At 36.6% G+C, this 12,223-nt stretch carries 11 protein-coding genes and 1 pseudogene; 5 read left to right on the top strand and 7 right to left on the bottom strand.

Going from position 1 to position 12,223, the window contains the following annotated elements:
• Nucleotides 1-310: 310 nt before the first annotated feature.
• On the bottom strand, nucleotides 311-1,774 hold the full coding sequence (locus tag A194_RS0103600; RefSeq protein ID WP_017185524.1) for an Msr family ABC-F type ribosomal protection protein: 1,464 nt from the start codon (nucleotides 1,772-1,774) through the stop codon (nucleotides 311-313).
• Nucleotides 1,775-2,487: 713 nt separating this feature from the next.
• On the opposite strand from A194_RS0103600, the gene A194_RS21280 reads away from it, so the two are divergent.
• Nucleotides 2,488-2,772, top strand: a complete 285-nt coding sequence (locus A194_RS21280; RefSeq protein WP_157783023.1) for a DUF4181 domain-containing protein — start codon at nucleotides 2,488-2,490, stop codon at nucleotides 2,770-2,772.
• A gap of 27 nt (nucleotides 2,773-2,799) precedes the next feature.
• Entirely contained in the window at nucleotides 2,800-3,624 is an 825-nt protein-coding gene (locus A194_RS19250; RefSeq protein WP_017185522.1) for a CPBP family intramembrane glutamic endopeptidase, read from the top strand.
• Nucleotides 3,625-3,677: 53 nt separating this feature from the next.
• Here A194_RS19250 and A194_RS0103580 read toward each other — a convergent pair whose 3' ends face one another.
• The 5 genes and pseudogenes from A194_RS0103580 to A194_RS17105 all read right to left on the bottom strand — a co-directional run bounded on the left by A194_RS0103580 (nucleotide 3,678) and on the right by A194_RS17105 (nucleotide 7,698).
• Nucleotides 3,678-4,424 (bottom strand): class I SAM-dependent methyltransferase, encoded by a 747-nt coding sequence (locus A194_RS0103580; RefSeq protein WP_017185521.1) that lies wholly within the window; start codon nucleotides 4,422-4,424, stop codon nucleotides 3,678-3,680.
• Between the two features lie 76 nt (nucleotides 4,425-4,500).
• Nucleotides 4,501-4,809: a hypothetical protein gene (locus tag A194_RS0103575; protein WP_017185520.1), complete on the bottom strand. Its 309-nt coding sequence runs from the start codon at nucleotides 4,807-4,809 to the stop codon at nucleotides 4,501-4,503.
• Nucleotides 4,810-4,985: 176 nt separating this feature from the next.
• The gene (gene wrbA, locus A194_RS0103570; protein ID WP_029424963.1) at nucleotides 4,986-5,597 is read right to left on the bottom strand and encodes an NAD(P)H:quinone oxidoreductase; all 612 of its coding nucleotides are present in this window, start codon (nucleotides 5,595-5,597) and stop codon (nucleotides 4,986-4,988) included.
• Between the two features lie 234 nt (nucleotides 5,598-5,831).
• Nucleotides 5,832-6,581, bottom strand: coding sequence for an SDR family NAD(P)-dependent oxidoreductase (locus tag A194_RS0103565; protein WP_017185518.1), 750 nt, complete (start codon nucleotides 6,579-6,581; stop codon nucleotides 5,832-5,834).
• Nucleotides 6,582-6,700: 119 nt separating this feature from the next.
• Nucleotides 6,701-7,698, bottom strand: a pseudogene (locus A194_RS17105) (tRNA dihydrouridine synthase).
• A gap of 548 nt (nucleotides 7,699-8,246) precedes the next feature.
• Here A194_RS17105 and A194_RS0103555 point away from each other — a divergent pair.
• The 3 genes from A194_RS0103555 to A194_RS0103540 all read left to right on the top strand — a co-directional run bounded on the left by A194_RS0103555 (nucleotide 8,247) and on the right by A194_RS0103540 (nucleotide 10,694).
• Nucleotides 8,247-9,137, top strand: a complete 891-nt coding sequence (locus A194_RS0103555; protein WP_017185517.1) for a transporter substrate-binding domain-containing protein — start codon at nucleotides 8,247-8,249, stop codon at nucleotides 9,135-9,137.
• 97 nt (nucleotides 9,138-9,234) lie between these two features.
• Nucleotides 9,235-9,936 carry an amino acid ABC transporter permease gene (locus A194_RS0103545; RefSeq protein WP_017185515.1) on the top strand — a complete coding sequence of 234 codons (702 nt, stop codon included), beginning with the start codon at nucleotides 9,235-9,237 and terminating at the stop codon, nucleotides 9,934-9,936.
• A 17-nt stretch (nucleotides 9,937-9,953) separates the two neighbouring features.
• Nucleotides 9,954-10,694, top strand: coding sequence for an amino acid ABC transporter ATP-binding protein (locus A194_RS0103540; RefSeq protein ID WP_017185514.1), 741 nt, complete (start codon nucleotides 9,954-9,956; stop codon nucleotides 10,692-10,694).
• A gap of 144 nt (nucleotides 10,695-10,838) precedes the next feature.
• Here A194_RS0103540 and rlmD read toward each other — a convergent pair whose 3' ends face one another.
• Nucleotides 10,839-12,215 carry a 23S rRNA (uracil(1939)-C(5))-methyltransferase RlmD gene (gene rlmD, locus A194_RS0103535; protein ID WP_017185513.1) on the bottom strand — a complete coding sequence of 459 codons (1,377 nt, stop codon included), beginning with the start codon at nucleotides 12,213-12,215 and terminating at the stop codon, nucleotides 10,839-10,841.
• Nucleotides 12,216-12,223 lie beyond the last annotated feature (8 nt).

Raw genomic sequence — 12,223 nt, 5'->3', positions numbered from 1 at the left:
AAGTCGATGACCTCTTCAAATTGATCAGTCGGTCTGGCGATTCTAACTTGTGCAGCATTAAAGTCATTAAACTTCATATGTATTAACTCCCCTCGGTCATCTTTGTTTTGTTCATTGGTCTTTTCAACTTCTTCGAGAACCATAATTTGATCCTTAATGAGACATGTAATCACTTTTAAAGGTTTACTTTTCATATGAGGTTATGAGCAGTTATATTTATTTTAACAATTTTCAGAAACTATTTCTTGATAATTCGCTAAATTTTTACAAAAAAGAAGCAGAGTAAACTATACTCTGCTCCTATACTCACTTAATACTCTTTTATTATTGTTTCATTTTCTATTGAATAAACCTCATCAGCTACATTCCTTACAAATGTATGGTCATGTGAAACTAATATAACGGTTCCTTCATATCCTTCTAAGAAACGTTCTAAAGCTTCAGTTGAAACGACATCTAAAAAGTTCGTCGGTTCATCCAATATTAATACATTATATCTCCCTAAGAATAATTGTGATAAGACTAAACGTATAGCCTCCCCACCACTTAACTCATTCACTTTCTTCTTGAGGTCATTTCCAGCAAAGCTCATAGAGTTTAGAACAGCACGAATTTTAACCTCTTCGTAATCACTTTGATCTTTCATATATTCTAAAGCTGACTGTTCTTCTGTAAACTGATAATCCATTTGACCATAATATCCTATTACCGCTTTAGGAGACAGCGTAATTCCTTCACCGTTTTCTATAATATGATGGATTAATGTCGTTTTACCTGACCCATTACTTCCGGTAATTGCAATAGTCTTACCCAATGGAAATTGAAAGCTAGATTCATTAAGAAGATTTTTCTCTCCTGCTTTTAGAGTTAATCGATCAGCCATAATTGGAAATTGATTATGCAACTTCAATGCATTAGGTTGATGAAAACGGATCTTCTTTTCTGCTACTGGCGCATCAACTTCTTCTAATTGATCTATTCTTTGTTCAATAGCTTTCGCCGCTCGTTGAATTGATTTTTGACTTGTATCTTTTGATTTAGTCATAAACATTAAGTTGGCCTTTGCATTTACATCTTTCTTTGTTCTTTGACCATTAGCTTTAGTAACTTTCTCGGCTTTTTTCTTTTTGTCATTAGCTGCTTTTATCAGCCTATCTTTTTCTTTCAAATATTTTTCGTGTTGTTCTTGTTGCTGTTGTTTTTGAAGCTCTTTCTGTTCAACATAATCTGTATAGTTGCCTGTATACTCAGTTACCTTTCCTTCGTCTACTTCCCATATTTTCGTAACGAGTTGATCTAAGAGGTGTCGATCATGGCTCACAATGATAAGTGCACCATAGTAGTAAGTTAATTGATCTATAAAAAACTGAACCCCTTCTTGATCAAGGTGTGTTGTTGGCTCATCAAATAATAAACCTTCGTGGTAATGAGAAAATATTTGAGCGAGCTTTAGCCTTGTTTGTTCGCCACCGCTATAGTTTTGCAATTCTGTTTGCGGAATATCCAATTCACCTAAAAGCTTATAATCGACATCCGTTTCTAACGGATATGATAGTTGGTCAAAGTAAGCAAAATCAATAAAACGTTTAACATGACCTTGATCTGGTTCTATTTGTCCATTCATAAGTTTTAACAACGTACTTTTACCTGACCCGTTCTTACCAACTACTCCAATACGATCGAACTGGTGGACAGCCAATCGTGGGACATCTAAAACTACTCGATCTAAATATGAAACTTCTATATTTTCTATTTCAAGACAGACTTTTTCCATTATAATTCTCTCCTTTAATTAATAATTAGTTAGCGATTGGAATTTCGATAAAGTCAAATGCCATACAAAAACACAAGCTTCTGCTTGTGCGTGAGAGTAAGGGAAAAAGCTATCCCAATATCGAATTAAACTAAATTTAGGCAAAATAAAAAAGGCAGAACGTTCTGCCTTTTTTAAACATGACGTAAATTGTATGATTGTATACAAATAAAAGTATACAACCATACACAACGCTTATCGTCATAACTATATACATGCTCAAAAAGATTATTAAAAAAGGACAGACTAATCCCAATACTCTGATTACACAAAACAGAGCCTTTGAACTTATTAAATTACTGGTTCAAAGTTGGGAAACGTAGTCTGATTGATTGCATTTTTAATAATCCTCCTTAATTGTATTAACACACACACACTTAATATTATATGAAGAAAGAATCACGTTGTCAAAGTAACTTTTCCAATACTATGTTGCTTCAAATTTTTAAGATTATAACATTCTACCAATACAATTGACCTAATATTTCAAAAAAAGTAAAATCTAAAGAAATACTGCGTTTTATAACATACAGTAAAGCGACTGTTCATAATTTACATTTAGTGCAGTCAGTAAGGTGGGATTAAAATGAATATGATTGCATTGCTGACTGCAGTACTCGTCATCACTATTGGCCACTACACGGACAAATGGTTAAGAAACAAGCAAGTATGATATTAGAGATACATTCGTTGGTGTTTTAAGTTGGTTTAACAAATTACATATTGCGATTGATATTGGGATTGTCGTCGTTTTTGCTTTCTTCATACTTCAAACGACGTACCCAAACATTTTTTTCTTAACACTTGCATTGTTATTTGCGTTATTAACAGGAAGGCTGATTATGCACCTTTACTATGCTAAAAGTTCAAAAGAATGGATTCTAATACTTAATGAACTTGGTATGGTAATAGTGTTGTTCGGGTTATCATTACTTTTCACATTAGTATTGGGTCTTTAGATTTTCACATTAGGGGGATTGTTATTTTTGAATTATGTTTTTCAAGATGCTAAGACGAGATGGATTATTTTATGGAGTGTTTTAGCTTTTATAGGTTTAACGATATTTCTAAGTCTTATTAGAGTGCCACTAGAATACAGCACGTTAATTACTTCGTTCGTCGCTTTGTACCTTATTCCTCTCTTGTGGTTTAAGACGAAGTTGCAAGATGAAGGTTACCAACTCAATGACTTATTTCGCAAATCCGAGAGCAAGCTTTCAGCGAAAAGTTTTTCAAATGCGATTGTGTTTATGACGTTGTATAGTTTAGGTGCGATCACCATTGTCATTGCGATTGTGTGGCAATTTCTATCAGAAAACACTAGAACGTTTATTTTAGAAATCAACGAAGTCGAACCTACTTTTATGATTTTGTTATTAAATTTAGTGATGATCATCATTATTGCACCAATATTTGAAGAGATTATTTTCAGAGGATTTTTATTTGGGAGAATGAGCTATAAGTTTGGTTTAACAAAGGGTGTCATTATTTCCTCTGTATTATTCGGATTACTTCATGGACCAAACTTCATCGGGGCAACGTTAACAGGGGTTGTATTGTGTCTCATATTCATTAAAACAGGGAGCTTAATTATACCGGTTATTTTACATATGGTTTATAACATTTTTGCGCAAGCGACAGAAATGGTTCAAATCAATCTAGGGTACGGTGTACATTTACTTGAAGAACTAAGCTTTACAACTCTAGTTATTATTGGTGTAATTCTACTAACAATTGGCCTTGTATGGTTTATTTACTTCACAAGGAATAATTGGAGTTATGTGAGAACAACCCAATTTCCGATCGATTAATAAAAAGCAGTTAGACAGCATGTGGCTGTTTAACTGCTTTTTAGTTTAAGAGTTTATGCTTTTACAATTTTGATTCGATAGGATAAACAGTCTTTTAAAGACGATTTCGGATAATACGTCCATTCATCCCAGTCCATTGCTCCACCTGGGTACCAATCAACAATCTTCAGTCCTGCCTGAAGACACAAATTTTCGATTTCACTAGATTTGTAACAAGCTAATGATTGTGTGTAAGTGTCATGAGGTGCGCCTTCTTCCCACCACGTGTCGATCATTCTATGGTTTTCTTGGTCATAGTCATATTTTCGTAAAACACTTTTGGACGGATCAATAGACATCGTTTGTCCAGCTGCCTTTTTCCAATAAGTTGGGTTGTAAATATCGATCAACCCAACACCATTAAGCTTAAGCCACTGACTAATTCGCTTTAATAAATAGAGTTGTTCGTCATCACCATCAACTCCAAAACCGTCAATATACAATAAGACATCGAATGAATCATTTAAATCGACATCATAAAAACTAGCGCAAATTGACGTGACACCCTTAGGTTCGTCTTGCCTTGCGAAATCCACTAATTCAGGGACTAACTCAACAGTGGTCACGTCTTTTCCTAATGAAGCCAATGTTTTTGCGAGATGACCGTTACCAGCCCCAATTTCTAAAACCGACTGAAACGGCTGATTAACTTGTTGCTCAATTTCTTTAGCCAAATCTAAATAGTGCTCACTGTACTCATCCAAATAAGCAAACATCTCAAATTGACGTTTGTAAAAAGCTTTTACCCATTTTGATTCCATATGATAACCTCCTGTAATCTTGATTAAATTACAGGTCTAATTAGAAATTCAAAACTCCCATCGTATTCCCCTCACTTTACAACTTTCTAAAGATATAAATATTGAGAACAAATAAACCTATTAAAAGGATTCTAATCATCAACTGCTCCCCTAAGATTAAAATTAATGCCAGAAGTATAAGATTGATTGCTATTTCAAGTAGGTTTAAGAATATTGAATTGCCTTCATTAACTTGGTTAGAAACCGTTACTAATACAATTGAAATAAAAATTATAGCTAAAAGTACAACTGTGTTGATTTCGATTGCTATACTTAGAAAAGCTACCGTAATTAGTATTAGAATCCCTAAAGATAAATAGATATTCGGCTTTTTAACGATTGTCATTTGGACGACCCCATTCAAATTCTTCCATTTCAGTCTATCGTACAAGAAACAAAACGTGGTGGCAATATTTCTCAGTCAATTCTAATAAAACAAAGCACGCATTTGTTTACTTTAATTGTAATCACAAATGCGTGCTTTTTTAAATACTAGTCTATTAGATTATAATCGAAATCTATTTATTGGTTTCCGTTTTTCACTGATTGTGCAATGTTAACTGTACGTTTCGCTTGATGTTTAACAGCACCTTCAACATCTTCAACCATATTACCTTCTTGGTCGACTGTTACGCTCGTTCCGTATGGATTTCCTCCTGCTCCAAAAATAACAGGATCTGAATAACCTGGTGCAGCAATAATCGCGCCCCAATGCATCATAGACGTATAAAGTGATAATAATGTTGCTTCTTGACCACCATGTGGGTTTTGTGCAGAACTCATACCACTTACTACTTTATTAACCGTTTTACCACTTGCCCAAAGGCCGCCTTGCGTATCTAAAAATTGCTTCATTTGTGCAGGCAAGTTACCAAAACGTGTTGGTACGCTGAATATAATCGCATCTGCCCACTCGATATCATCTGAAGTAGCTACTGGAACATCTTTTGTAGCTTCAACAGTTGCTTTCCATGCTTCATTTTCATCAATTACAGACTGAGGTGCTAATTCTTCAACCTTCAACACTTTAACGTCAGCACCTGATTCTTTTGCACCTTCTGCAGCCCATTTAGCCATTTCGTAATTTGTTCCACCCATACTATAAAATACTACTGCTAATTTCACATTTGACATATCTTGACTCTCCTTTGTTTTTCCAAAAATTTTATCTAATAACCCCATAACGACACCTACTTTCATTATTTTTCAAAGAAACTAATGAAAGCACCTCCACCAGCTAAAAGGTTAATACTAATTTTAACCTCTAATTAATATTATAACTCGATTTTATCTTGAATTCAAGATAAATGCTTTTAATAAAAAAGCTCGGGTTAGTTAAACCAAACCGAGCTTTCAATATAACTTCTCTTATTTCGTACTTGTAAACCCACCATCGATCCTAATCACATCTCCATTAATATACGGTGCATCTGATGTAAGTAAGAATGTGACGAGTTCAGCTACTTCTTCAGGTGTTCCTAACCTTCTTTGAGGAATGCCTTGTTCTGCACTTTCTTTCATTTCTGGGTTATCCTCAAAATATTTCTTAACCATTGGTGTTTCGGTTGGCCCTGGTGCAATGGCATTAACGCGTAACCCATCTTTTGCATATTCAGCAACCATGCTTTTCGTCATGCCGACAATACCGTGTTTTGTAGCTGAGTAAGTGACGACTGTACTTTGGCCGATGACTCCTGCACTTGATGAAGTATTAACGATCGAACCTCCACCGTTTTTCACCATGACCTGAGCCACATAATGCATACCATACAAGGCTCCGAGCATATTAATCTCAACAATTTTATTAATTTCATCAACGTCTGTTTCCAAGAATAACTTTCCACTACCCGAAATTCCAGCATTATTAAAGAAATAATCAATTGTCCCATATTTCTCTACAGCTTGGTCAACATAATTTTTAACTTCTTCAGCTTTTGACACATCCGCTTTTACGAAAAAAGCATCAGCACCTGTTTGTTTAACTTGTTCAACAGTTTCTTGTCCACTTTCTTGATCGACATCGACAACTACTATATTAATTCCTTTTTCCGCCATCTGTTTGGCTGTTACTTGACCTAAACCACTTCCACCACCAGTAATAACGGCTACTTTACTCATTTGAAATACCTCCTTAAAAATACATCCATCATAAGTATTCCTTTTTTCACTGTCATTAAACAGGTGTGATGAGATAAATAAAAAAAGAGGAAACAGTATTCTGCTCCTCTCATCACCTTTTAGGAGATAATAAACTTTTTATCCCCTGTTATTTCATTGTTCTCTTCAAACTCATCAAGTAAAGCTCGAACTTCATCGGTAGAGTTTGTATCCATTAACTTGTTGCGCAGCTCTGCTGATCCGCGGAACCCTCGAACATATATTTTGAAAAAGCGGCGAAGTGGTTTGAACAACCTTGGCTCAAGTTCCTCTGAGTATTGATCATGAAGGTCGAGCTGCAACCTTAGAAGATCAAGTAATTCATCACTTGTATGCTCTTTTTTCTCTTTTTCAAAGGCAAACGGATTATGGAAAACACCGCGTCCGATCATGACGCCGTCCACACCGTATTTTTCTACAAGTTCAAGCCCTTTTTGACGATCTGGAATATCACCATTGATCGTCAATAACGTATGCGGAGCTACTTCATCACGGAGCTTTTTGATTTCGGGAATGAGCTCCCAGTGAGCATCTACGTTACTCATCTCTTTTTCGTACGCAGATGGATAGAAAGATTGACAATATCTTGTTTAAGAACGTGCTTCAGCCAGTCACGCCATTCCTCTACCTCTGTATATCCAAGTCTCGTTTTCACACTTACTGGTAAGCCACCAGCTTTAGCCGCTTGAATAATGTCCGCTGCAACGTCTGGGCGACGGATTAGCCCACAGCCTTTTCCTTTTGGTGCCACATTAGGAGCTGGACATCCCATATTAATATCAATACCTCTGAATCCTAGCTCAGCCATACCAATACTCATTTCTCGGAAATACTCAGGCTTATCTCCCCAAATATGAGCGACAATCGGCTGCTCGTCTTCTGTGAAAGTTAGACGACCACGCAAGCTGTCTCGCCCTTCTGGGTGGCAGTAGCTTTCTGTATTGGCAAACTCCGTGAAAAACACATCTGGTCTAGCCGCTTCGCTTATAACATGACGGAATACGACATCCGTCACAGCTTCCATTGGTGCAAGTACGAAAAACGGTCGTGGTAACTCATGCCAAAAATTATCTTTCATCTCAATTCGACCCCTTTCCTACAACGATTCTCTTGTCTATTATTGAAACGTTAAGGTTCCCCTAACGATATTATAGTCTTTCAACCATTATATACTTTAATAGGTACAAGAGAAAAGTGCAAGGTAAATCAGTTAAGATATTCATCCGTTTATTTCTAGATCATAAAAAGAATTTTTGGTTAACTTTCTGCTCTGACATCGTGTCATATTTAGTCTCCTCGGCAATATATTTAACCAAATGTCTATGATCTGTCTGATTAAGTGTAACCGATGCATTGTCGATTCAAGAAGAAGCTACTATACGTTATCCTTTGTTCCGTAACGTCTGTTTGACTTCCTTCATAACGTAATGCATATCCCCTTTAACAATTAATCACTTGCTAATGACGCTTAAAATTCTTAAGACTTGGAAGAATAAAGGGGGAAGTGTCCTTTTTTAGAGATACTCGTTCATTATTTTGTTGCTTAAAATCAATGTTGGTGATAAAATTTAAATTATTAATCTGACAAAACAACTATGAATTGTAAGGATTAGGAGGATGGAGAATTTGAGAAAGTTTTTATCGATTTTATTTATATCAACAATCGTATTGCTTGCAGCTTGTGGTACTGCAGATGAAAACGCATCACAAGGTGATACGTCATCAGAGGCAGAAGAAACTGGCGAATCTGCCAATGGAGAAGATACGTTGTGGCAAGATGTTCAAGAAGCTGGCAAACTTGTCGTAGGGACATCAGGAACATATGCACCAGTCACTTATCACGATGAAAATAACGAACTTACTGGTTTTGATGTTGAAGTGATGCGTGAAATAGGGGAACGTTTAGGAGTAGAAGTCGAATTTAGTACGATGGATTTCGATGGGATCCTTCCTGCGTTAAGGAATGGACAAATTGATATTGCTTCAAATGATTTTGCAATTACTGAAGAACGTGAAGAAATTTTCACTTTTACAGAACCTTATAAGTTTTCGTATGGGTCGGTTATTGTTCGTTCAGACGATATGGGGCATTTCGAATCAGCCAATGATTTAGAAGGAGTTCCAGTTGCACTTGGTTCTTTAACAAGTAACTATGCGGTTTTTGCAGAAAATATTGGCGCTGACGGGACCGCTTATGACGGTGGTGTCGATGCTATTTTAAGAGATATTATTAATGAGAATCAAGATGCCTACTTAAATGATGTGCTTGTCTTGCATCGAACATTGGAAGGGTTTGATGATGACCGTCTAGCAGTTGCTGAACAAGTAAAGTTTCACGCAACCGAAAGTGCATTCCCAATGCTAAAAGGAAATTATTCATTGAAGGAAGTCATTGATGAAGTTCTGCAAGAAATGAAAGAAGATGGTACAGTTGCAGAATTGTCACAAGAGTTCTTCGGAGCAGACGCATCTGAGCCTGTCGATCAAGATGAGGTAGTTAGTTTAGAAGGAAACTAAGGATGGTAAGGGAGGTACAAGGTTGTCCTTGTATCTCTTTTTATACTTATGATTCACGTGTTTGGATTGAAAAGCAATGTTGGAAAGGAGGCTTATGATGATTGAATGGTTTAAAGATATTCATTGGGAGCATCTTTATGATCCACAATTAGCGTGGGATTCTCTCCCATTTTTATTAGATGCTGCAAAAATCACACTTTTTATCGCATTAATTAGTATGTTTTTGGCGCTTATATTAGGATTGTTTTTAGCTATGGCGCGAATGTCAAGTTTTTGGTTTTTGAGGTGGCCAGCTCGTATTTATATTTCATTTATGCGTGGAACTCCACTACTTGTTTTTTTATTTATTTTATATTACGGCTTGCCGGTAATTGGTATTCAATTTGATAGTCCAATCACCGCAGGAATTGTTGGAATTAGTTTAAACTTTGCCGCTTACAATGCTGAGGTCATTCGCTCCGCATTAATGTCTGTTCCAAGAGGACAATGGGAATCTGCAGCAGTATTACAGATGGGATACTGGCAAACGATGCGAAGAATCATTATTCCTCAAGCGACAAGAATTGCTTTACCTCCAACCTTTAATATTTTTCTCGATGTTGTCAAAGGTACATCTTTAGCATCTGTCATTACGGTTCATGAACTATTGTACGGGGCACGTCTCATTGCTGGAAGAACGTATGAAAGTATGACGATGTACATAACCGCAGCCCTTATTTATTGGGTCATCTGTATTATTATTGGTCACTTCCAAGAACGGTTAGAAAAACGTTATAACCGATATTTAAATAAAACTTAGAAAAGGGGCTGTTTGTCATGATTGATGTGAAACATTTAAAAAAATCTTTCGGTGAGAATACTGTCCTCGAATCGATTGATTTTAGTGTTCAAAAAGGGGAAGTTGTATGTTTAATTGGCGCTTCTGGTTCCGGAAAAACGACATTGCTCCGTTGTTTAAACCTATTAGAAGTACCTAATTACGGTTCCATTACTATTGGGGATAAAGCGGTAAATTTCAGTGGAAAGAAACTTGAAAAAAAAGAAATGAAAGAGTTACGTAAATACTCTGGGATGGTCTTTCAAGGATTTCATTTATTTCCGCATAAAACGGTCATTGAAAATATTATTGAAGCGCCATTAATCGTGCAAAGAAGGAAAAGAGATTCTTTAGTTATAGAAGGTGAAAAACTTCTAAAAAAAGTAGGGATGTTTGAACATAAAGATAAGTATCCTGATTCATTGTCGGGAGGACAACAACAGCGTGCTGCCATTGCCCGATCTTTAATGATGAATCCTGAGGTCCTATTATTTGATGAACCGACGTCGGCGTTAGACCCTCAATTGGTTCGAGAAGTACTTCGAGTGATAGAGGCATTAGCTAAAGAAGGGCAAACGATGGTGATCGTCACTCATGAAATGAATTTTGCAAAAAGAGTGGCCGACAAAGTATTTTTTATGGATGAAGGATATATTATAGAAAGCGGGAATGCAAAAGATGTACTTGAGACACCTAAGAAGCAAAGAACGAAGGAGTTTTTGCATTTATTAAGTGAATAATTAGGAAAAACTTGTAGAAAAAACGAGGGAACCCCTGATAAAGGGATTTCCCATTTTTCTTCACACGCTCTTACAAAACTTTTTTCTCATTATTCCGGGTGTTTTCACAAAACTTTATTCTACTTACAAAACTTTATTGTGTGGCTACACGGCTCTCTCGACCATTGCCACACTCTCAATATGATTACTTTGAGGGAACATATCAACAGGTTGGATTTCTTTCGTTTCAAAACCGCCTTCAGATAAAATTTTCAAGTCGCGTGCTAAAGTTGATGGATTGCACGAGACGTAAACGATGCGCTCTGGCTGCATGTCGATCATCGCTTGAAGTAATTCTTCATCACAACCTTTGCGTGGTGGGTCGACGACAATTACATCAGGGTTTAACCCTTGTAATTTCCACCAAGGCATCACTTTTTCTGCTTGCCCGACGTAAAACTCAGCGTTATCAATATGATTTCTTTTCGCATTTGCTTTTGCATCATCAACAGCTTGTGGAACGACTTCAACACCGTAAACTTTCTTCGCATGTTGGGCTAAAAACAGTGAAATACTGCCAATTCCACAGTAAGCATCGATGACCGTTTCTTGCCCTGAAAGTTGGGCGTATTTTAACGCTTGATCATATAGTTTTTCTGTCTGTTCTGGGTTCACTTGATAAAATGAATGAGCAGAGATTGCGAATTCTAAGTCATGAATTTTATCAATAATCACATCTTCGCCCCAAAGCGTTTTAGACTCTTGCCCCATAATAACGTTTGTCTGTTTTGGGTTAACGTTATGAATAACCCCTTTAATATTCGAATCAAGCTGTTTGATTTTCTCAATTAGCTCTTGCTTGTGTGGTAAGTCTTTCGTTTTTGTCACGATCACCACCATCACTTCATTTGTGTGGTAACCCGTTCTTAACACTAAGTGACGGATCACGCCTTCATGTGTTTCTTCGTTGTATGGTTCAATTTCTAATTCATCGATAATAGCACGCATTTCGCGAACAACTTTGTCATTTGATTCACTTTGAACTGGACATGTATCCATATCAATAATGTTGTGACTACGTTTTTGATAAAAGCCTGTAATCACTTTACCGTCCCTTTTTCCTACTGGGATTTGTACTTTGTTACGATATGCCCATGGCTCTTCCATACCGATTGTTGGGTGGACTGGCACGTCTGGCATTTGCGCTATTTTCTTCATGACATCTTGTACTTGTTTTTGTTTCATCGTTAGTTGGCGTTCATATGTCATATGTTGAATTTGGCAACCACCGCATTTATAAAATACGTCACATGGTGGTTCAATCCGGTCTGGGCTTTTTTCGTGTAACTCAATTATCTTACCAAAGGCAAGGTTCTTTTTCACTTTGATGATTTTCACTTTCGCTTGCTCACCTGGTAATGCGTATGGAACAAATACAGGGTAGCCGTCAATTTTGCCTACTCCATCACCTTCATGTGTAAGATCACTAAAAGTTAAATCGATAAATTGGTTTTTCTTTACTGGTGCGTTTGCTTTTCCCATGTTTTATC

The organism is Alkalibacillus haloalkaliphilus C5, assembly GCF_000269905.1.
GTDB lineage: Bacteria > Bacillota > Bacilli > Bacillales > Alkalibacillaceae > Alkalibacillus > Alkalibacillus haloalkaliphilus_A.
The sequence above is the reverse complement of the archived record's forward strand: the minus strand, read 5'-3'. Positions and strand labels throughout refer to the sequence as shown.

Excerpts from the sequence above, each read along its gene's own strand:
- wrbA (WP_029424963.1), bottom strand. The coding sequence starts at position 5,597 with ATGTCAAATGTGAAATTAGCAGTAGTATTTTATAGTATGGGTGGAACA.
- A194_RS0103540 (WP_017185514.1), top strand. The coding sequence starts at position 9,954 with ATGATTGATGTGAAACATTTAAAAAAATCTTTCGGTGAGAATACTGTC.
- A194_RS0103575 (WP_017185520.1), bottom strand. The coding sequence starts at position 4,809 with ATGACAATCGTTAAAAAGCCGAATATCTATTTATCTTTAGGGATTCTA.
- A194_RS0103600 (WP_017185524.1), bottom strand. The coding sequence starts at position 1,774 with ATGGAAAAAGTCTGTCTTGAAATAGAAAATATAGAAGTTTCATATTTA.
- A194_RS0103565 (WP_017185518.1), bottom strand. The coding sequence starts at position 6,581 with ATGAGTAAAGTAGCCGTTATTACTGGTGGTGGAAGTGGTTTAGGTCAA.
- A194_RS0103545 (WP_017185515.1), top strand. The coding sequence starts at position 9,235 with ATGATTGAATGGTTTAAAGATATTCATTGGGAGCATCTTTATGATCCA.
- A194_RS0103580 (WP_017185521.1), bottom strand. The coding sequence starts at position 4,424 with ATGGAATCAAAATGGGTAAAAGCTTTTTACAAACGTCAATTTGAGATG.
- rlmD (WP_017185513.1), bottom strand. The coding sequence starts at position 12,215 with ATGGGAAAAGCAAACGCACCAGTAAAGAAAAACCAATTTATCGATTTA.